The sequence below is a fragment of the Streptomyces sp. NPDC104226 genome, from assembly GCF_055584085.1.
This window is the reverse complement of sequence record NZ_JBVJMS010000003.1, coordinates 672790-693154: the sequence shown is the minus strand read 5'-3', so window position 1 is coordinate 693154 and position 20365 is coordinate 672790. Positions and strand designations below refer to the sequence as shown.

Here is a 20365-nt window from a genome sequence, read left to right as displayed (position 1 = left end):
GTTCACCGTTCCCGCCTCGCGATCCGGTCGGCGAGTCCCTCGCCGACGATGCCGAACGCCACCACGGCGAGCACGATGCACGCCGAGGGGGCCAGCGCGGGGAGCATCGCCCCTTGCTGGACGGCCGCCTGGCCCTCGTTGATCATGGCTCCCCAGTCGGCGGTCGGCGGTTGCACGCCGAAGCCGAGGAAGGAGAGCGCGGCCAGGTCCATCAGCGCGTACCCGAAGTTCATCGCGGACTGGGCGAAGACGGTCGGGGCGATGTTCGGCAGCAGGTGGCGCAGGCACACGTTCCAGCCCGGGAAGCCCTGCACGCGGTAGGACTCGATGTACGGGCGGGCCTTCTCCTGGCGCGCGATCCCGCGCACCAGCCGTCCCACGTACGGGGTGTAGGCCACCGCCATGGCGATCACCGGTGCGGTCATGCCGGCGCCGACGACGGACACGAGCAGGATCGCGAGCAGCAGGCCGGGGATCGCGAAGGCCATGTCCATGGAGCGGGACAGGACCGAGTCCGCCCAGCCGCCGCGCCAGGCCGCCACGACACCGAGCAGGGTGCCCAGGAGGGTGGAGACCGCGACGACGAGCAGCGGCCCGAGCAGACCGGTGCGGGCGCCGTGGAGCAGCCGGGACAGGATGTCCCGCCCGGACTGGTCGGTGCCGAGCAGGTGCTCGCCGGTGGTTCCGGCCAGCGGCGAGGCGAGGTCGAGGACCTCGGGGTCGTACGGGGAGAGGACGGGGGCGAGGACGGCGACCAGGACGAGCACGGCGAGCACCGCGACCGAGGCCGTGAACATCGGACCCTGGCCGAGCCGGCGCAGGAGACGCAGGCCAGGTCGGCGGCGCAGCGGCGTGGGCGCCGCGCCGGGCGGGGAGGCCGCGGAGGGTGTGGTGAGGGTCATGGGGAGCCTTCCCCCCGGAGGGACAGCCGGGGGTCGATGAGGGGGGCGAGCAGGTCGACGGCGAAGTTCACCAGGACGAAGGCCGCCACGCTGAGCAGCGTGATCGCCTGGACGACGGCGAAGTCCTTGGCGGACACCGACTGCACGAGCAGGGAGCCGAGCCCGGGCACGTCGAAGGCCGTCTCCACGATCGAGGTGCTGATGAGCAGTCCGGCGAGCATCGTGCCGCCGACGGTGACGACCGGGCCCAGGGCGTTGCGCAGCACGTGCTTGCGGACCACGGCCCGCGAGGCGACACCGCGGGCGCGCGCCACCTCGACGTGTTCGCGGCCGAGTTCGTCGAGCATCGCCGAGCGGGTCACCCGGGCGAGCAGACCGGCGAAGGTCAGCGCCAGGGCGAAGGCCGGCAGCGTCAGGTGGTACAGCCGGTCCGGGAAGCCCACCGGGGTGCCGCCCGGTCCCGGGAACCAGCCCAGCTGGACGGAGAAGAGCGACACGAGGGCGATGGCGGTGACGAACGAGGGGGTCGCCGTGGCCACGCCGGTGCCGAGGAGCACCGCGCGGTCCAGCGGGCCCGGGCGCAGCGCGGCGAGGATGCCGGCCGACACGCCGAGGACGGCGACCAGCAGGGCCGCGTACCCGACGAGCACGGCGGTGCCGGGCAGCCGGGAGCCGATGAGCTCGGTGACGTCCTGGTGGTACTGCCCGGAGCGGCCGAAGTCGCCCTGCAGGACGCCGCCGAGCCACTTCACGTACTGCACGGGCAGCGGGTCGTCCAGGTGGTACTGGGAGCGCAGGGCCGCCACGGCCTCGGGGGTCGCGGGGCGGCCGTGGAGCAGGAACGACACCGGGTCGCCGGGGGCCAGGTGGAGGGAGCCGAAGACCACGAGGGAGGTCACGAACAGCACCGTCACCAGGCCGAGGAGCCGTCCGACGAGGTAGCGGGTCATTTCTTCGGTGCCCCGATCTTCGCGGCCCACGGGTAGTAGAGGTGCACGATCCCGGTCGGCGCGCCGGTGATCCGGCTGCCGAGGAAGACCGAGTACGGGGCCTCGTACACGGGGATGACGGGCAGTTCACGCAGCGCGATCCGCTGGAGCTCGGCGGTCCGCTCGGCGCGCGCGGAGGGGTCGGGCTCCGCGTTGGCCCAGTCGAAGACGGCGTCGTACTCCTTGTTCGTCCAGTTCCCGTAGTTCCCGAAGTCGCCGGTGCGCAGGTACTGGTAGAACTCCAGCGGGTCGGGGGTGTTGTCGTATCCGCTGGTGATGACCAGGTCGAGGCCGGCGCGCGCGTTCGGGTCGACGAAGATGCCGCTGTACGCCTCCGGGGCGACGGGCTTGAGCTGGACGTCGAGGCCGATCTGGCGGCCCGCGGCCTGGACGGCGTTGGCGACGACGCTGATCTCCGGGGCCAGCGTGCTGGTGGCCAGGACGACGGTGCGGCCGGTAGCTCCCGCCTCCTGGACGAGCTTCTTCGCCGCTGCGACGTCGTACACCGGCTCGGGCAGCGTGTCGTAGAGCGCGGCCGTCTTCTCCGGGGCCAGCGCCCAGGCGCCGCGTGCGGCGGGGGCCTTGGCCGGTACGCCGACGCCGCCGGCGGCGGCCTTGACGATGTTCTTCCGGTCGAGGGCCAGGGACAGGGCCTGGCGGACCTTGAGGTCGCCGAGCGTGCCCGCGAAGTTGAGGACGGCCAGGTTGGACGAGGCGTTGTTGGGGCCGAACAGCAGGCTCCCCTTGCCGCTGGCGCGCAGCTTGGCGAAGGAGGAGGAGGGCACCATGTACCCGCCGTCGGCCGTGCCCGAGAGGAAGGCGTTGGACCGGGCGGCGACGTCCTCGATGAAGGTGAACTTCACCCCGTCGGACTTGGGGGCCAGCGACCGGTCCCAGTAGTCGGCGTTCTTCTTGAGGGTGATGCTCTCGCCCTGGGTCCACTTGTCGAGGGCGAACGGGCCGGTGCAGTTGACCGTGCCCTTCGGGGTTCCGTAGTCCTTGCCGGCCTTGGCCAGGGTGGCAGCGCTCTCGACGGTGCCGGGGGAGGCGGCCATCAGCTCGTGCAGGAGGACGTCCGGCCGGGAGAGCCGGAGCGTCACCTCCAGGGGGCCGGTCTTCTCGACGGCGGCGACGTTCTTGAACGCCGAGGCCCAGGGCGATCCGGTCTCCGGGTCCCGGTGGCGGCCCAGGGACGCGACCACGTCGTCGGCCGTCATGGTCGTCCCGTCGTGGAACTTCACGCCGGGCCGCAGGGTGTACACCAGGGTCTTCGGATCGGGCTGGGCGTACTTGACCGCGAGACCGGGTTCGATCTTCCCGTCGGGCGTGACCCGCAGGAGCTGGTCGCAGACGTTCGCGAGGACCGTGTTCGGCGGGTAGTCGTACGCGAGGGCGTAGTCGAGCGTGTACGGCTCGGCGTACAGGGACCAGGTGAAGGACTCCAGGGAGCCCTGTGCCGGCGGCGAGGTGGCGGTGATCTTGTAGCCGCCGGCGTCGGCGGACCGGTCGGGCGAGGCGCCGGAACAGGCGCTGGTGGCCGCGAGGGCGGTGGTACAGGCGAGGAGCGTGATGATCCTGGGCGTGCGCATGCAGACCCACCCCTTTACGGGTGTAGTGACGGGCGCTGGGGGATGGAGCGAGTATTGATGCGGGAACGTTCCCGCACAAGGGTTTGCGGGAACGGTTTTGCACAGGTCGCGGGGGTGGCAGCATCGACCCCATGACCGATCTTTCAGGGCATGACGGGGCCGCCTCCCAGCCCGCCCGACGCATCCGGCTCGTCGACGTGGCCCGCGAGGCCGGCCTGTCCAAGACGACCGTCTCGGCGGCGCTCAACGGCACCGGACGGCTCTCCGACGAGGTACGGCAGAAGGCGCGCGATACCGCACGCGCCATGGGCTACCGGCCCAACGCCACGGCGCGCCAGCTGCGCACGGGGCGGGCCCGGCTGATCGGGTACATGGTCGGGGAGCTCGCCGACACGCCGTGGTCCTTCCTGGAATCTCCCTACTTCGCCCGGCTGACCGGAGCCACCGCCGCGACCGCGCTGAAGCGCGGCTACGCCGTGGTGCTCCTGCCCGCCGGCTCCCTGCAGAGCGAGTGGGCCGGCCTGCCGCTCGACGCGGTGGTCGTGGCCGACCCCGTCACCGACGACCCGGTCCTCGACGATCTGATCGCCGCCCGGATCCCGGTGTTCAGCGACCGCTCCGTCGAGGGGCGGCCGGGGGCGTACTGGGTGGACGTCGAACCCGGACCGGCCGTGTGCGCGGCCATGGACCACCTCCTGGAACAAGGGGCCCGGAGGCCCGCCCTGGTGCTGCCCGACGGAGCCACCCGGTTCCACGCCGGGGTGCTCGCCGCCTACGGCGACTGGTGCGCCGCGCACGGCGTGGCCGAGCGGATCGTCATCGCCGAGGACCGGGGCAACGGGCCGGTCGTACGGGCGGTCGAGACCGCCCTGGCGGGTGACGGGGAGGGGGTACGCCCCGACGCCCTCTTCGTGATGGCCGAGGCCAGCCCGCCCCTCGTCCTGGAGGCGGCCCGCCGCCAGGGGTACGAGGTGCCCGGCGACCTGCTCCTCGTCTGCGTGAGCGAGGACGTGACGGCGGAGCACACCGCACCACCGGTGACGACGCTGAGCATGCGGCCCGACGCGGTCGCGGAGGCCGGCATCGAACTCCTCGTGGCGGTCCTGGAGGACGGGCGCCGGGAAGCGGCCGGGGTGCTCGTGCCGACGCGGCTCGACGTACGGGCCTCCTCGGTGCGGCGCCCTCCGGCGGCGGACTCCCGGGCCGCGGCGGACCCTCGGCCGGTGCCACGGTCTCAGGCGGAGTGGACGAGCCTGCCGCCGACGTAGGTCCGCTCCACCCTGGCCGCGGCGATCTCCTCCGGGGGGCCGGCGAAGATGTCGCGGTCCAGCACGACCAGGTCGGCCAGGTGCCCGGCGCGCAGGCTGCCCGCGTCGTCGAGGCCGTTCACGTGCGCGGAGCCGGCCGTGTAGGAGGCCAGTGCGGTCGCGAGGTCGAGGCGCTGTTCGGGCAGGAAGACGCGGTCCCCGGCCCCGCCCCCTTCTTCCTCCTGGGGGGCCTTGCGGTTGACGGCGACGTGGATGCCCGCCAGGGGGTCGGGGCTGCTGACGGGCCAGTCGCTCCCGGCGGCCAGCGTGGCGCCGGCCCGCAGCAGATCCCCGAAGGGGTACTGCCAGGCGGCGCGTTCGGGGCCGAGGAAGGGGATGGTCAGCTCGTCCATCTGCGGTTCGTGTGCGGCCCAGAGCGGCTGGATGTTGGCGATGGCGCCGAGCCGGGCGAAGCGGGGGAGGTCCTCGGGGTGCACGACCTGGAGGTGCGCGAGGTGATGCCGGTTGCCGCGCGGGCCGTTGGCGGCGACCGCGGCCTCGAGGGCGTCGAGGGCCTCGCGGACGGCCCGGTCGCCCAGGGCGTGGAAGTGGATCTGGAAGTCGAGGGCGTCGAGTGCGGTGGCGTATCCGCGCAGCGCCATCGGTTCCACGAAGCTGAGGCCCGTGTTGGCCGTCGCGCAGCCGCAGCCGTCCAGGTACGGAGCGGTCATGGCGGCCGTGAAGTTCTCGGCGATCCCGTCCTGCATGATCTTCACGGAACCGGCCCGGAAGCGGCCGTGGCTCAGCTTGTCCCGCAGCGCGACCAGTTCCTCGATCTGCTCGGCGCCCCGCTCCCGGTCCCACCAGAGCGCGCCGGTCACCCGGGCGGTGAGCGAGCCGTCCCGGGCGGCGCTCAGGTAGGCGTCCGAGGGATCGGGCTTGCCGCCGAACACGCCGAGCAGCGCGTCCTGCCAGCCGGTGATGCCGAGCGAGTGCAGCAGTTCCTGGGCCCGCAGGAGGCCGGCCAGCCGGTCGGCGGGGGTGCTCGCGGGCACCAGGCGGGAGACCAGTGCGGTGGCGCCCTCCTGGAGCACTCCGCTGGGACCGCCGTCCGGTTCCCGTTCGATCCGGCCGTCGGCCGGGTCGGGGGTCCCGGCGGTGATGCCGGCGAGTTCGAGCGCCCGGGTGTTGGCCCAGGCGCCGTGGTGGTCCCGGTTGACGAGGAACACCGGCCGGTCCGGGAGTACGGAGTCCAGCAGCTGCCGCGTGGGCAGTCCGCCGTCGAAGCTCTCCATCGACCAGCCGCCGCCGGTGATCCACGCATGGTCCGGGTGGGCGTCCGCGTAGGCCCGGATCCGGGTCAGGTACTCGGCGACGCCGACCGTGCCCGTCAGATCGCATTCGGCCAGCTCCGTACCGCCGTAGACGGCGTGGATGTGGGAGTCCTGGAACCCGGGGATCAGCAGCTTGCCCGTCAGGTCCACGACCTCGGTGCGGGGGCCGATGAGCTCCCGGACCTCGTCGTGTCCGACGGCCGCGATCCGGTCGCCGACGACGGCGAGCGAGCTCGCCCGGGTGCGGGCCGGATCGACGGTGAAGACGGGGCCGCGGGTGAAGACCAGATCGGCCTTGTCCATACGGAGCTCCAGTACGTGAGGCGACGGTTGGTTGGTGGGGACATGGAAGCGGGACGGCCGTTTACACGTCAATGGTGTTGACGTAAGGTCCGGCCATGGTCGAACGAGTGATTTCAGAAGGCGGGCGCCGGCGTCACCGGCCGACCAAGCAGGGCGCCGTGCTCTCGGAACGCCTGATCATCGACACGGCCCTGCGCCTGGTCGCGCAGCACGGCGCGGCGGCGCTCTCGGCGCGCAGGCTCGGCGCGGCGCTCGGTGCGGATCCCAGCGCCCTCTACCGCTACTTCCGCAACACCGACGCCCTGCTCCTCGCCCTGTCCGACGAGCTGATCGGGCGGGCGCAGGAGGGCTGGTCGGCCACCGGTGACTGGCGGACCGATCTGCGTGCCATCGGGCTGCGCATCCACGCCTCCTACCAGTCCAACCCCCAGGCCGCGCTCCTCACGGCCCACCGGACGACGGGGCGCGCCCACGAGACCCGGGCGGTCGAGACGATCCTCGGCATCCTGCGGGCGGGGGGTTTCCCGGACGCCCTCTCGGTGCGGATCTACCACGCCTTCGTCGACCAGGCCCTGGCCTTCGCCGCCCAGGACGCAGCCGCGAGCGCCCTGCCGGAGGCGGCGCGGGAAGCGGACGAGGAGGTCTGGCACGCGGTGTACGGCAGGCTGTCGCCCGAGACCCACCCGAACATCGCGGCGACCTTCCCGCTGCTCGCGGCCGACATGCGCGACAGCGGCTACCCCTTCGCGCTGGAGCTGATGCTCGGCGCGGTGGAGGCGCTCCGCCCGGCGGCGGACGGCGGCTGACCGGCGGCCTACGGCCGCCGACGCCCGGCGGCGCGGGGCTTATGTCAACACCATTGACCTTGGCACGTGCCGAAGGGTCTCATGGGCGGCACCTCGGAGGGTCCGTGCGCGGGCGCCTCCGCGATCCGAAGGAACCCCCATGGACCACCTCACCTCGCTCAGGGACGCCGAGCCCCGCCCCTTCTGGCTCGACGACCCCCGCCGCCCCCGGGCCGCCCCCGCCCTCGTCGGCGAGACCACCTGCGACCTGCTCGTCGTCGGCGGCGGCTACACCGGTCTGTGGACCGCCCTCCTCGCCAAGGAGCGCGACCCCTCCGCCGAGGTGGTGCTCATCGAGGCGGACGAGGCCGGCGGCGCCGCCTCCGGCCGCAACGGCGGCTTCTGCGAGTCCAGCCTCACCCACGGCCTGCACAACGGCCTCCAGCGCTGGCCGGGGGAGATCGACCTCCTGGAACGCCTCGGGCGGGAGAACCTCCAGGCCATCGAGGACGCCGTGGAGCGGTACGGGATCGACTGCGACTGGGAGCGCACCGGCTCCATCGTGGTGGCCACCGAGCCGTACCAGCTCGCCGGCCTCGCGGAAGAAGCCGAAGCCGCCGCCCGCTACGGGGGCAAGCCGGTCCTGCTCGACGGCGAGGCCGTCCGGGCCGAGATCGACTCCCCGACCTTCCTCGGCGGCCTGTGGAACAGGACCGACGTCGCCATGGTCAACCCGGCCGGGCTCGCCTGGGGACTCAAGAAGGCCGCTCTCGCCCTGGGCGTCCGGATGTACGAGCACACTCCCGCCGCCTCGCTGACCGAGCACGGAACCGTGATGGGTGTCCGTACCCCCTACGGCCGGATCACCGCACGTCGCGTCGCGCTCGCCACCAACGCCTACCCCTCCCTGGTGCGGCGCCATCGCCCGTACACCGTCCCCGTGTACGACTACGCGCTGATGACCGAGCCGCTGACCGCGGAGCAGCTCGCCTCGGTCGGCTGGACGCGGCGCCAGGGCTTCGCGGACAGCGCGAACCAGTTCCACTACGTCCGGCTCTCCGCGGACAACCGCATCCTGTGGGGCGGATACGACGCCGTCTACCACTACCGCGGGCGCGTCCGCGCCGAACACGACCGGCGGCCCGAGACCTTCGCCACCCTCGCCCGCCACTTCTTCACGACGTTCCCGCAGCTGGAGGGCGTGCGCTTCACCCACAGCTGGGGCGGAGCCATCGACACCAGCACCCGCTTCTGCGTCTTCTTTGACACGAGTCACCACGGGAAGGTCTCCTACGCCGCCGGGTTCACCGGCCTCGGCGTCGGCGCCACCCGCTTCGGCGCCGAGGTGATGCTCGACCTCCTGGCGGGCGAGCGCACCGAGCGCACCGACCTGGAAATGGTCCGCCGCAAGCCCCTGCCGTTCCCGCCCGAGCCCGTCCGGTCCCTCGGCATCGGCATCACCAAGTGGTCCATGGCGCGCGCCGACCTCGACGAGGGCCGCCGCAACCTCTGGCTGCGCAGCCTCGACCGCTTCGGTCTCGGCTTCGACAGCTGACGCTCCACTGCGGCACTGCCGCCCGTCCGGGCCGGCGTGCGCTCCGTCAGGCGAGGGAACGCCACGTGCGGTTCAGCGCCTCCCGGAACTGCTCGACCTCCTCGGAGGTCAGGTCGGCGACCATGCGCCGTTCGAGCGCGCGAGCCGGCTCGGCGTACTGGTCGAGCAGCCGGCGTCCCGCGTCGGCGAGCAGGATGAGGCGCTCGCGGCGGTTGGCGGGGTTGGGTTCGCGGCGGATCAGGCCGTGGCTCTCCAGGGCCCGGACCATGTCGGCCATGGTCTGGGCGGTGACGAAGGAGTCGCGGGCGAGCTGTGCGGCGGAAATGCCCTCGTGCCGCTCCAGCACGGTGAGTGCGGTGTACTGCAGCGCCGTGATGCCGGCGGGCTTGAGCAGCTCGTCCAGGCGGGCCCGTACCGCCAGCTCCGTCCTCTTGACCAGGTAGAGCAGCGAGGTGCTCACGTTCGTCCTCCTGTGGTGACGGCCCGTTGGGTGCCGCCGGAGCGGCGGCACGTACGCACCACCCTAGAGCATTGACAGGAATCCTGTTGATTACCCACACTGGGTTCATCAGGATTCCTGTCGATCCCGGCTCTGCCGCGCTGTCGACTTCCCCCCCAACTGCTCATGAAAGGCACCCTCCATGGATCTGCACGGGAAAGTCGCCGTCGTCACCGGAAGCGGGCGCGGCCTCGGGCTGGCGTACGCCCAGGCCCTCGCCGCGGCCGGAGCCGCCGTCGTCGTCAACGACGTCGACCGGGACGCGGTCGACGCCGCCGTCGCCGCGATCACCGCCGCCGGCGGCAGGGCGGCCGGAGTCGTGGCGGCGGTGGGCGACAGTGCGGCGGCCGAGGAGCTGGTGGACACGGCGGTGCGGGAGTACGGGCGCCTGGACGTGCTCGTCACCAACGCCGGCATCCTGCGCGACCGCGTGCTGTGGAAGATGACCGACGAGGACTTCGACGACGTCGTCCGCGTACACCTGCGCGGCACCTTCACCTGCGCCCGCGCGGCCGCCGTCCGCATGCGGGAGCAGGGCACCGGCGGCCGGCTCGTCCTCATCTCCTCGCCCGCCGGACAGCGCGGCAACTTCGGCCAGACCAACTACGCCGCCGCGAAGGCGGGCGTCGTCTCCATGGCCCGCACCTGGGCCATGGAGCTGGGCCGCGCCGGCATCACCGTCAACGCCGTCGTCCCCGTCGCCGCCACCGAGATGACCAAGACCATCCCGGCCTTCGCGCCGGCCATCGAGGAAGCCGAGCGCACGGGCAGCCCCCTGCCCGACTGGCTGCGCAAGGACGAGGGCCTCGGCACCGTCGAGGACGTCGCCGGCCTGATCACCTTCCTGGCCTCGGACGCCTCCGACGGGGTGACCGGGCAGGCGATCGGCATCGGCGGCGACCGGCTGGCCCTGTGGGCGCACCCCAAGGAGAAGGCGGTCGCCTTCGCCGACGGAGGGTGGAGCGCCGACATGATCGCCGCCCTCTGGCCGGGCGGCGTAGGAGCCGAGGCGGAGACCTACGGCATTGCGGCCCCCCAGGCTCCGGTGGCGTGACATGGGTGACCTCACGCTCGACCTGGACCGGCTGACCGCCATCGACGTGCACACGCACGCCGAAATCTCCAAGGACGGCCGCGGGGCGCTGAGTCCCGAACTGTTCGGCGCCTCCGAGAAGTACTTCAAGGCCCACGGCCACCGGCAGCCGACCATCGAGGAGATGGCCGCCCACTACCGCGAACGCCGCATGGCCGCCGTGGTGTTCACCGTCGACGCCGAACACGCCACGGGGCATCCCCGGATCGCCAACGAGGAGATCGCGGAGAGCTGCGCCGCCCACCCGGACGTGCTCATCCCGTTCGCGAGCATCGACCCGCACAAGGGCCGTGCGGGAGTGCGCGAGGCGCGGCGGCTGGTGGAGGAACACGGCGTCCGCGGCTTCAAGTTCCACCCCAGCATCCAGGCGTTCGCCCCGAACGACCCGCTCGCCTACCCCCTGTACGAGGCCATCGAGGAACTCGGCGTACCCGCCCTCTTCCACACCGGCCAGACCGGCATCGGCGCGGGCGTCCCGGGCGGCGGCGGCATCCGGCTGAAGTACTCCGACCCCATGCTGGTCGACGACGTGGCCGTGGACTTCCCCGACCTGCGGATCATCCTCGCCCATCCGTCCTTCCCGTGGCAGGACGAGGCCCTGGCGGTGGCCACCCACAAGCCGCACGTGTACATCGACCTGTCCGGCTGGTCCCCGAAGTACTTCCCGCCGCAGCTCGTCCGCTACGCCAACACCCTCCTCAAGGACAAGGTCCTCTTCGGTTCCGACTACCCCGTGATCACCCCCGACCGGTGGCTGGCCGACTTCGCGGAGCTCGACATCAAGCCCGAGGTCCGGCCGAAGATCCTCAAGGAGAACGCGGCCCGCCTGCTCGGCCTCCTCAAGGAACCGAGGGAGTCGTCGTGCTGAACCAAGGCATCGGCTCGTGGCCCGCGCGCCGGGCCCGCAAGACCCCGGACCGGGTCGCCCTCGTCCACGAGGGCCGCTCCCGGACCTACCGCGAGCTCCACCAGCGCGTCCTGCGCCTCGCCCACGCCCTGCGGGAACTGGGCGTGGCCCGGGGGGACCGGATCGCCTACCTCGGCCCCAACCATCCCGCCTTCCTGGAGACGCTGTTCGCCGCCGGCGTCCTCGGGGCCGTCTTCGTCCCGCTCAACACCCGGCTCGCCGCCCCGGAACTGGCCTACAACCTGTCCGACTCGGGCAGTGTCGTCCTCGTCCACGCGCCGGAGCAGGCCCGGGCCGCACGCGCTGCGGCCGACGAGGCAGCAGTGCGGCACCGGATCGCGCTCGACGGACCGGACGCGCTCGACGGACCCGGCGGGCCGGGCGGGCCCGAAGAGGGTGTCCTCGGCTACGAGGAGTTCCTCGCGGGCGGCGCCGCCGCACCCCTGGACGAGACCGTGGCACCGCAGGACACCTGCATGATCATGTACACCTCCGGGACCACGGGCCGCCCCAAGGGCGCCGTCCTCTCCCACGCCAACATCATCTGGAACAGCGTCAACGTCCTCGTGGACACCGACCTCACCGGCGACGAGGTGACCCTGGTCGTCGCCCCCCTGTTCCACACCGGCGGCCTCAACATGACCTGCCTGCCCACCCTCCTCAAGGGCGGCCGGCTGGTGCTGCTCGGTGCCTTCGACGCCGAACGTGTACTGGAGACCATCGAGAACGAGCGCGTGACGTACATGTTCGGCGTTCCCACGATGTACGACGCCATGGCCGGCCGGCCCCGCTGGGCGACGACGGACCTGTCCAGCCTGCGCACCCTCAACTGCGGCGGCGCACCCGTACCCGCACGCACCATCGCCACCTACCTCGCCCGCGGCCTCGCCTTCTGCCAGGGCTACGGCATGACCGAGGCGTCCCCCGGAGTCCTCTTCCTGGACCGGGAGCAGACCTCGGCCAAGGCCGGCTCCGCGGGCGTGCCGCACTTCTTCACCGACGTCCGCGTGGTCCTGCCCGACGGCCGGGACGCCGAACCCGGAGAGCGCGGTGAGGTCCTCGTCCAGGGCCCCAACGTCATGACCGGGTACTGGGGCCGCCCGGAGGACTCCGAAGCCGCCTTCACCGCCGGCGGCGACGGCCACTGGCTGCGCACCGGCGACGTCGCCCGGACCGACGGCGACGGGTACGTGTACATCGTCGACCGGATCAAGGACATGTTCGTCTCGGGCGGCGAGAACGTGTACCCGGCCGAGGTCGAGGACGCGCTCCTCACCCACCCGGCCGTCGCCGAATGCGCGGTCATCGGGGTGCCCGACCCGGTCTGGGGCGAAGTCGGCCGCGCCGTCGTCATCCTCAGGCCCGGAGCCCGCGCCGACGAGCACGGCATCCTCGGCCACCTGCAGGGCAGGCTCGCCAAGTACAAGATCCCCAAGTCCCTGGTCCTCACGGACACCCTGCCCCGCACGGCCTCCGGAAAGATCGTCAAGGCCGCCGTGCACGAGACGCACGCGGGCGGCCCCGCGGACCACCCCCGCCGCTGAACCCCCGCGCACGGACCGCGCTCAGCACGGAACCAACCCCCGCTCGCAGGCCGCGCTCAGCGCTGCCCGCACCACCCCGAAAGGCCCCTTCATGCAGACCACCGCCAACGGCCTCGAAGAGCTCAAGTCCCTCAGCGGAGCGGACCTCGGACGCACCGACTGGCTCGACATCACCCAGAACCGGGTGAACACCTTCGCCGACGCCACCGACGACCACCAGTGGATCCACACCGACCCCGAGAAGGCCAAGGACGGGCCCTTCGGCGGTCCGATCGCCCACGGCTACCTCACCCTCGCCCTGATCATCCCGCTCTTCGGCGAGCTCCTCACCATCACCGGCACGAAGATGAGCGTCAACTACGGCCTGGACAAGGTCCGTTTCCCCAGCCCCGTCCCGGTCGGCGCGAAGATACGCCTGCACGGCGCCGTCGGCACCGTGGAGGAGGTCAAGGGCAACGGCGTCCAGATGCCGCTGACGTTCACCGTCGAGGTCGAGGGCAGCGACAAGCCGGCCTGCGTGGCCCAGGCCGTGTACCGCCACTACGCCTGATCGTCCCCCGCGCACCTGTGGACCGCACGCGTTCGAGGCCGGACCCCGATCGCGCGTGCGGTCTTCGGCATGCCCGGGGGTGAGCAGGACGGGCTCCGGGGCCTGCTGCCCGGCCGCACACCCCGACCCGCCCGGGTCAGCGGTCCCCGGCCGCCCGCATGCCCCTTCCGCGGGCGATCCCCGCCGCCGCGTCGGAACCGAGGAGGCCGAGGACCTCCAGGGCGCGGTGCGGCCGGGCGGACGCGGCCGGTACGGCCCCGCTGAACACCGAGCTGATGGCGGCATCGCCCGGCAGCGGGCCGATGACGACCACGCCCGGCAGGTCCATGAGCTCGCTGTGCTGCTGGAAGGCCAGGTCGGCCGGGCCGGACGACAGCAGGCTGCCCGCGGGTACCCCCGGCGGGGCTTGGACGAGCCGGTCCCCGAGCGTGTCCGCGAGACCCAGCCGGGTGAGCAGGTCGATGAGGGACGTACCGCTGGGGCCCGTGGAGTAGGCGATCCCCTTCGCGGACAGGAGCGCGGCCCGCAGATCGGACTCCGAGCCGAGTGCCGGAACCGGTGCTCCCTCCGGTACGGCGGCGACGACCTGGGAGACCCACAGCGGACGCACCGTACCCCCGAGGAGGAGCCCTTCCTCCTCCAACGCGGCCATGGCTCCGTCGGCGAGCACGAGCAGGTCCGCTTCCGCGCCCTCGCGCACCCGGCGCGCGATCTCCACCCCGCCGGCCGATTCGAAGCGCACCGGAATCCCGTGAGCGCGCCGGATGTGTTCGGACAGCTCGCCCACGATCGGCCGTGTCGCCATCGAGGACAGCCCGGAGATCTCCTGGTTCACGTCTTCTCCTTGGTGTGCGCGGATCGTACGGTGCCCGGTCGGGCCGCCGGGCGCCCGTCTGCGAGACTGCCCGCGTGAGCACAACCCGGAGCACCGCGGCTGGAAAAGTCCTCAAGGTCCTCTCGGCCTTCGACCGAGAACACCCCTCGCAGACCCTGTCGCAGATCGCCCAGCGCACGGGCATGGCCCTCAGCACCACGCACCGGGTGGTCGCGGAGCTGGCGGAATGGGGAGCGCTGGAGCGGGGGGAGGACGGGGCCTGGCATGTCGGGCTGAGGCTCTGGGAGATCACCTCGGGATGCCCCCGGACCCAGATCCTCCGCGATGCCGCCCTGCCGTTCATGCAGGACCTCTACGAGGCGACCCACGAGAACATCCAGCTCGCGGTGCGCGAGGGCACCGAGCTCGTGTTCGTAGAACGTATCACCGGGCACCGGTCGGTACAGCTCCTGACGACGGTCGGGACCCGGTTCCCGGTCAGCTCCACCGGGATGGGCCGGGTACTGCTCGCGCACGCACCGCGGGACATCCAGGAGGAGGTCCTCGAATCGACGCTGCGCGCCTGGACCCCGCACAGCGTCACCGACCCGAAGACCCTGCGCGCGCAACTGGACCGCATCCGCCGCGAACAGGTCTTCCTCAGCGACCGGCAGCTCTCCGAGGACACGGTCGCGGTCGCGGCGCCCGTACGGATCGGCAGGACCGGGCCGGTCAGCGCCGCGTTGGGGATTGTCGTCGCGGCGAGCGGTGCGAGCAATGCGCGCGGGCTGCGGGAACCCCTCCTTCGGGCCGTCCACGGGATCTCCGACGAGCTCGGCCGACGGGCCCACGCGACGGGCTGAGCTTCGAGCGGGCTTCCAGCTGTTCGAGCGGGCTTCCGCCTGACGGAAACACCGGAGACCGGCGGCGGCCCCGGGTGCCAACGTTCGGGGTGTCCGGAACGTTCGCAGCTGCTCAGGAGATGACATGGCCGACGCCGCCGTCGACAGCGTTGCCTCGGTTCCCGTCGCCGTCGTCGGTGGTGGTCCGGCCGGCTTGATGCTGGCCCACCGGCTCGGGCGGGCGGGGATCGAGACGATCGTGGTCGACACCCGCTCCCGCCACGAGATCGAAACCACGCAGCGGGCCGGCATCCTCGAGGCCGACGCGGCCCGGGACCTCGTCGAGACCGGAGTGTCCGACCGGGTCCTGCGCGAAGGCCACGAACACGAGGGCGTCGAGCTCCGGTTCGGCGGCCGCCCGTACCGCATCGACTTCAAGGAGCTGGTGGGGCGGTCGGTGTGGCTCTACCCGCAGACCGACGTGTTCACCGACCTGGCGGACGCCCGCGCCCGCGACGGCGGCACGGTCCACTTCGGCGTCAAGGACACCGAGGTGCTCGACGTCACCACCGACGCCCCCCGGGTCCGCTACACGGCGCCCGACGGGTCCCGCCACGAGATCCGGGCCCGGTACGTGGTCGGCGCGGACGGGTCGCGCAGCAGCTGCCGCCAACTGGTGCCCGAGGAAAGCAGGGTGCGCCACGGCAAGGAGTACCCCTTCGCGTGGTTCGGCATCATGGCCGAGGCGCCGACGAGCGCGCCCGAGCTGGTCTATGCCCACTCCGAGCACGGGTTCGCGCTGATCAGCCAGCGCACCGAGACCGTGCAGCGGATGTACTTCCAGTGCGACCCCGACGAGTCCGTCGACGCCTGGCAGGACGACCGCATCTGGGAGACGCTCCAGGCCCGGGTGGCCGGCCGGGACGGCTTCCGCCTCCATGAGGGGCCGATCCTGGAGAAGACGGTGCTGCGGTTCCGCTCGTTCGTGCAGGAACCGATGCGCTGGGGCTCGATGGTGCTCGCGGGCGACGCCGCACACACGGTGCCGCCGACCGGCGCCCGCGGACTCAACCTCGCACTGCACGACGTGAAGGTGCTCGCCGAGGTCCTGGTGCGGGCACTCGGCAACACGGGCGAGAGCGCGCTGGACGACTACCAGCCGCGCGCCCTGCAGCGGATCTGGCGGGCGCAGAACTTCTCCTCCTGGATGACCCAACTGCTGCACACCGCACCCGGCGGCACCTCCTTCGACCTGCGGCGCCAGCTCGGCGAGCTCGACAACGTGGTGGGCACCAGGGCCGGACGCACCTATCTCGCCGAGCAGTACACCGGCTGGCCCACCGCTTCCCGGGCCTGACCGCACCCCGACGACCAGCAGGAGAGAACACATGATCATCGACTGTCACGGTCACTTCACCACCGCGCCGCCGCAGCTGGCGCAGTGGCGGGACCGGCAGGTGGCCGCGATCGACCCCGCCGGACCCGCACCCGATCCCGGCGACCTGGTCATCACCGACGAGGACCTGCGCCACGCGATCGAGAACAACCAGCTCCGCCTCATGGACGAACGCGGCAGCGACCTGACGATCTTCTCCCCCCGCGCCAGCTTCATGGCCCACCACATCGGCGACTTCGAGGTCTCCTCGGTGTGGGCGCGGATCTGCAACGACCTGATCCACCGGGTCTGCACGCTCTACCCCGACCGCTTCGCCATGGGCGCGATGCTGCCGCAGTCGCCGGGCGTCGACCCCGCGACCTGCCTGCCCGAACTGCGCCGCGCGGTCGAGGAGCTCGGCGCGGTGACGGTCAACCTCAACCCCGATCCGTCGGGCGGCAGATGGACCGCGCCGCCGCTGACCGACCGCAGCTGGTACCCGCTCTACGAGGCGATGGCCGAGTACGACATACCCGCCATGATCCACGTCAGCACCTCGTGCAACCCGGCCTTCCACACCACCGGCGCCCACTACCTCAACGCCGACACCACGGCGTTCATGCAGCTGGTCCAGGGCGACCTGTTCGCCGACTTCCCGACCCTGCGGTTCGTGATCCCGCACGGCGGCGGCGCGGCTCCCTACCACTGGGGCCGCTTCCGCGGCCTGGCGATGGCGCTGGGCAGGCCGGACCCCGAGACGCTGCTCGGCAACGTCTTCTTCGACACCTGTGTCTACCACCAGCCCGGCATCGACCTGCTCACGCGGGTGGTGCCCAGCCGGTCCGTCCTGTTCGCCAGCGAGATGATCGGCGCGGTCCGCGACATCGACCCGCGCACCGGCCACCACTTCGACGACACGAAGCGGTACGTCGAGGCCACCGCGCACCTCTCCGACGAGGAACGCACCGCCGTCTACAGCGGCAACGCCCTGCGCGTCTACCCCCGCCTCGCAGCCCGCCTCGCCGCGGCCGGCCGCTGAACCCCGGACCGGCCACCGAACCCCACGAGGAGAACGCATGGAACACACCGAGCTGGGTGTCGTCCACACATCGATCACCCGCGCCGATCCCGAGGCCGTCGCCGCACTGTCGGCGTTCGGCGTCGCGACGATCCACGAGGCCATGGGCCGGGTCGGGCTGATGCGCCCCTACGTACGCCCCGTCTACCCCGCCGCCCGGATGTGCGGTACCGCGGTGACCGTGCTGCTGCAGCCCGGTGACAACTGGATGCTCCACGTCGCCGCCGAACAGATACGGGAGGGCGACGTCGTGGTCGCCGCCTGCACGACCGAGAGCGAGGACGGCTTCTTCGGCGATCTGCTCGCCACCTCGTTCCGTGCCCGGGGCTGCCGGGGCCTGGTCATCGACGGCGGCGTGCGCGACGTGGCCGACCTGGAGGCGATGGACTTCCCGGTCTTCTCCCGGGCGATCAACGCCAAGGGCGCCGTCAAGGCCACCCTCGGCTCCGTCAACGTGCCGGTCGTCTGCGCCAACGCCCTGGTCAGGCCCGGGGACGTGGTCGTCGCCGACCGTGACGGCGTCGTGGTCGTGCCGCGCGAGCGGGCCGCCGAGGTCGCCGAGGCCGCGGCCCGGCGCGAGGCCAACGAGGAGGGCAAGCGCGCCCGGTTCCGTACGGGCGAACTCGGCCTGGACATGTACGCGATGCGCGGCCCGCTGGCCGAGCTCGGCCTGCGGTACGAGGACTGAGGAGGACGAGGATGACCGGGATGACGACCTTCCCGAAGACCCCCGGATGGCTGGACTGGTACGCCGGTCCGAGCCGGCCGCGGCTGCGGGTGCCCGACGGCGCCGTCGACGCGCACTGCCACGTCTTCGGCCCGGGCGCGGACTTCCCGTACGCCCCCGAGCGGAAGTACACCCCCTGCGACGCCTCCAAGGAGCAGCTCTTCGAGCTGCGCGACCGCCTGGGCTTCGCCCGTAACGTCGTCGTGCAGGCGACCTGCCACGGCGCCGACAACAGCGCCCTGCTCGACGCCCTGCGGGCGTCCGGAGGCCTGGCCCGGGGCGTCGCGACGGTCCGGCCGGACATCTCGGACGCGCAGGTGCGGGAACTGCACGAGGCGGGCGTCCGCGGCGTGCGGTTCAACTTCGTGAAGCGGCTCGTCGACGCGGCGCCGCGGCAGGACCTGTGGGACGTCGTCGAGCGGATCGCGCCCTACGGCTGGCACGTGGTCGTCTACTTCGAGGCGGCGGACCTCGCCGACCTGCGCGACTTCCTCCTCTCGATCCCGCTGCCGCTGGTCGTCGACCACATGGGCCGGCCCGACGTCACCGAGGACCCGCACGGCCCGGAGTTCGAGGCGTTCCTGGACTTCATGCGGGCGCGGCCGGACATCTGGTGCAAGGTGACCTGCCCGGAGCGGCTGTCGGTGAGCGGCCCGCCGGCCCTCGACGGGGAGCAGCACGCCTACCGCGACGTGGTCCCCTTCGCCCGGCGCGTGGTCGAGGAGTTCCCCGACCGGGTGCTGTGGGGCACCGACTGGCCGCACCCGAACCTCACCGGCCACATGCCGGACGACGGCCTGCTCGTGGACTTCGTCCCGCACATCGCGCCCACCCCGGCCCTGCAGCAGGGGCTCCTCGTCGACAACCCCATGCGCCTGTACTGGCCGGACGCCGGCTGACCCACCCCACGACCGGAGGCTCACCATGTCACTGGACAAGACCTACAAACTGGTGCCGGGGACGACCATCTTCGACGCCGAGCAGTCCGCCAGGGGATACCACCTCAACCAGTTCTGCATGTCGCTGATGACGGCGGACAACCGCGAGCTCTACCTCGCCGACGAGCGCGCCTACCTGGACGCCTGGCCGCTCCGGGAGGAACAGAAGCAGGCGCTGCTCGACCGCGACCTCAACGCCGCCATACGCGAGGGCGGCAACATCTACTTCCTCGCCAAATGGGGCGCGACGCTCGGGCTGTCGTTCCAGCAGATGGCGGGCTCGATGACCGGCATGACCGAGCAGGAGTACCGCGGCATGATGGTCGGCGGCGGCCGCTCCGTCGAGGGGAACCGGATCGACCACGCCGTCCTCGAAGCGGCACACGCCGACCGGACCCCGCCGGCCGAGCACGCCACGATCACCGGCGCCGTCTTCACCTCGCACGTGCCGGCGATCGGCGCGGCGATCGACCACCACATCACCGACGAGCCGTACTGGAGCCCGGTCTTCGAGGGCTACGCGTACTCGAAGCAGTGGGCGCGGGAGAACCTGCCCGACGTGGTCTTCCTGGTCTACAACGACCACGCCAGCACGTTCGACCAGTCGCTGATCCCGACCTTCGCGCTCGGCACCGGAGCGGCCTACTCCACCGCCGACGAAGGCTACGGACCCCGCCCGGTGCCCGGCATCGAGGGCGATCCAGACCTGGCCGCGCACATCGCGCACTCCCTCATCAGGGACGACTTCGACCTGACCCTCGTCAACGAGATGACCGTCGACCACGGCCTGACCGTCCCGCTGTCGCTGATGTTCGGGGACGTCGAGGAGTGGCCGTGCAAGGTGATCCCGTTCCACGTCAACGTGGTGCAGTACCCCGTGCCCTCGGGTGACCGGTGCTTCCGGCTCGGCCAGGCGCTGCGCAAGGCGATCGAGTCCTACGACCGGCCCCTGAAGGTCCAGGTGTGGGGCACCGGGGGCATGAGCCACCAGCTGCAGGGCCCCCGCGCCGGCCTCATCAACCGGGAATGGGACAACGCCTTCCTCGACGACCTGATCGCGGACCCGGCCGGGCTGTCGCAGGTCCCGCACCTGGAGTACGTGGAGGAGGCGGGCTCGGAGGGCATCGAGCTGGTCATGTGGCTGATCGCCCGCGGCGCGATGAGCGACCTCGACGGATCCGGACGGATCGAGCTCAAGCACCGCTTCTACCACGTGCCGGCGTCCAACACCGCCGTAGGCCACCTGATCCTGGAGAACCACCCGGGGGCCCGCAAGCCCGCCGAGAAGGAGTGA

General features: G+C 72.1%; 19 protein-coding genes. 13 read left to right on the top strand and 6 right to left on the bottom strand.

The features are described 5' to 3' along the window. Positions 1 to 2 precede the first annotated feature (2 nt). From ACZ60J_RS13045 to ACZ60J_RS13035, 3 genes are read right to left on the bottom strand one after another with little or no spacing between them, the layout of a single operon-like run. Complete coding sequence (locus ACZ60J_RS13045; protein WP_469681365.1) at positions 3 to 902, bottom strand: ABC transporter permease; 900 nt, start codon at positions 900 to 902, stop codon at positions 3 to 5. Then, the gene (locus tag ACZ60J_RS13040) at positions 899 to 1852 is read right to left on the bottom strand and encodes an ABC transporter permease (RefSeq protein ID WP_469681363.1); all 954 of its coding nucleotides are present in this window, start codon (positions 1850 to 1852) and stop codon (positions 899 to 901) included. The genes ACZ60J_RS13045 and ACZ60J_RS13040 overlap by 4 nt, the downstream gene beginning before the upstream one ends. Further along, positions 1849 to 3480 carry an ABC transporter substrate-binding protein gene (locus tag ACZ60J_RS13035; RefSeq protein WP_469681361.1) on the bottom strand — a complete coding sequence of 544 codons (1632 nt, stop codon included), beginning with the start codon at positions 3478 to 3480 and terminating at the stop codon, positions 1849 to 1851. Before ACZ60J_RS13035 ends, ACZ60J_RS13040 begins: the two co-directional genes overlap by 4 nt. A gap of 131 nt (positions 3481 to 3611) precedes the next feature. Between ACZ60J_RS13035 and ACZ60J_RS13030 the strand changes: the two genes are divergently transcribed. Further along, positions 3612 to 4748: a LacI family DNA-binding transcriptional regulator gene (locus tag ACZ60J_RS13030; protein WP_469681359.1), complete on the top strand. Its 1137-nt coding sequence runs from the start codon at positions 3612 to 3614 to the stop codon at positions 4746 to 4748. Here the strand turns inward: ACZ60J_RS13030 and ACZ60J_RS13025 are convergent. Then, positions 4715 to 6364, bottom strand: a complete 1650-nt coding sequence (locus ACZ60J_RS13025) for an amidohydrolase (protein ID WP_469681357.1) — start codon at positions 6362 to 6364, stop codon at positions 4715 to 4717. The genes ACZ60J_RS13030 and ACZ60J_RS13025 overlap by 34 nt on opposite strands. A 95-nt stretch (positions 6365 to 6459) precedes the next feature. On the opposite strand from ACZ60J_RS13025, the gene ACZ60J_RS13020 reads away from it, so the two are divergent. Together ACZ60J_RS13020 and ACZ60J_RS13015 are read left to right on the top strand one after the other, a co-directional pair. After that, positions 6460 to 7170, top strand: coding sequence for a TetR/AcrR family transcriptional regulator (locus ACZ60J_RS13020; RefSeq protein WP_469681355.1), 711 nt, complete (start codon positions 6460 to 6462; stop codon positions 7168 to 7170). Between the two features lie 139 nt (positions 7171 to 7309). Further along, on the top strand, positions 7310 to 8704 hold the full coding sequence (locus ACZ60J_RS13015; protein WP_469681353.1) for an NAD(P)/FAD-dependent oxidoreductase: 1395 nt from the start codon (positions 7310 to 7312) through the stop codon (positions 8702 to 8704). A 46-nt stretch (positions 8705 to 8750) separates the two neighbouring features. On the opposite strand, the gene ACZ60J_RS13010 is transcribed toward ACZ60J_RS13015, so the two are convergent. Beyond that, complete coding sequence (locus ACZ60J_RS13010) at positions 8751 to 9164, bottom strand: MarR family winged helix-turn-helix transcriptional regulator (RefSeq protein ID WP_469681351.1); 414 nt, start codon at positions 9162 to 9164, stop codon at positions 8751 to 8753. Positions 9165 to 9345: 181 nt separating this feature from the next. On the opposite strand from ACZ60J_RS13010, the gene ACZ60J_RS13005 reads away from it, so the two are divergent. The 4 genes from ACZ60J_RS13005 to ACZ60J_RS12990 all read left to right on the top strand — a co-directional run bounded on the left by ACZ60J_RS13005 (position 9346) and on the right by ACZ60J_RS12990 (position 13297). Continuing rightward, positions 9346 to 10257: an SDR family oxidoreductase gene (locus ACZ60J_RS13005; RefSeq protein WP_469681349.1), complete on the top strand. Its 912-nt coding sequence runs from the start codon at positions 9346 to 9348 to the stop codon at positions 10255 to 10257. Position 10258: 1 nt separating this feature from the next. After that, positions 10259 to 11164 (top strand): amidohydrolase family protein, encoded by a 906-nt coding sequence (locus ACZ60J_RS13000; RefSeq protein ID WP_469681347.1) that lies wholly within the window; start codon positions 10259 to 10261, stop codon positions 11162 to 11164. Then, a complete protein-coding gene (locus ACZ60J_RS12995) occupies positions 11158 to 12747 on the top strand; it encodes an acyl-CoA synthetase (RefSeq protein WP_469681346.1) in 1590 nt (529 codons plus the stop codon). The genes ACZ60J_RS13000 and ACZ60J_RS12995 overlap by 7 nt, the downstream gene beginning before the upstream one ends. A 91-nt stretch (positions 12748 to 12838) precedes the next feature. Continuing rightward, positions 12839 to 13297 carry a MaoC family dehydratase gene (locus ACZ60J_RS12990; RefSeq protein WP_469681344.1) on the top strand — a complete coding sequence of 153 codons (459 nt, stop codon included), beginning with the start codon at positions 12839 to 12841 and terminating at the stop codon, positions 13295 to 13297. Between the two features lie 136 nt (positions 13298 to 13433). Here ACZ60J_RS12990 and ACZ60J_RS12985 read toward each other — a convergent pair whose 3' ends face one another. Further along, on the bottom strand, positions 13434 to 14132 hold the full coding sequence (locus ACZ60J_RS12985) for a substrate-binding domain-containing protein (RefSeq protein ID WP_469681342.1): 699 nt from the start codon (positions 14130 to 14132) through the stop codon (positions 13434 to 13436). A 74-nt stretch (positions 14133 to 14206) separates the two neighbouring features. Between ACZ60J_RS12985 and ACZ60J_RS12980 the strand changes: the two genes are divergently transcribed. The 6 genes from ACZ60J_RS12980 (at position 14207) to ligA (ending at position 20365) form a co-directional block, all read left to right on the top strand. Next, the gene (locus ACZ60J_RS12980) at positions 14207 to 14974 is read left to right on the top strand and encodes an IclR family transcriptional regulator (protein ID WP_469681340.1); all 768 of its coding nucleotides are present in this window, start codon (positions 14207 to 14209) and stop codon (positions 14972 to 14974) included. Positions 14975 to 15098: 124 nt separating this feature from the next. Next, the gene (locus ACZ60J_RS12975) at positions 15099 to 16310 is read left to right on the top strand and encodes a 4-hydroxybenzoate 3-monooxygenase (protein WP_469681338.1); all 1212 of its coding nucleotides are present in this window, start codon (positions 15099 to 15101) and stop codon (positions 16308 to 16310) included. Between the two features lie 31 nt (positions 16311 to 16341). After that, positions 16342 to 17367 (top strand): amidohydrolase family protein, encoded by a 1026-nt coding sequence (locus tag ACZ60J_RS12970; protein WP_469681336.1) that lies wholly within the window; start codon positions 16342 to 16344, stop codon positions 17365 to 17367. A 37-nt stretch (positions 17368 to 17404) separates the two neighbouring features. After that, positions 17405 to 18094, top strand: a complete 690-nt coding sequence (gene ligK, locus ACZ60J_RS12965) for a 4-carboxy-4-hydroxy-2-oxoadipate aldolase/oxaloacetate decarboxylase (protein WP_469681334.1) — start codon at positions 17405 to 17407, stop codon at positions 18092 to 18094. A 20-nt stretch (positions 18095 to 18114) separates the two neighbouring features. Then, complete coding sequence (locus tag ACZ60J_RS12960) at positions 18115 to 19032, top strand: amidohydrolase family protein (protein WP_469681545.1); 918 nt, start codon at positions 18115 to 18117, stop codon at positions 19030 to 19032. Positions 19033 to 19057: 25 nt separating this feature from the next. Then, positions 19058 to 20365: a protocatechuate 4,5-dioxygenase subunit alpha gene (gene ligA, locus ACZ60J_RS12955; RefSeq protein WP_469681332.1), complete on the top strand. Its 1308-nt coding sequence runs from the start codon at positions 19058 to 19060 to the stop codon at positions 20363 to 20365.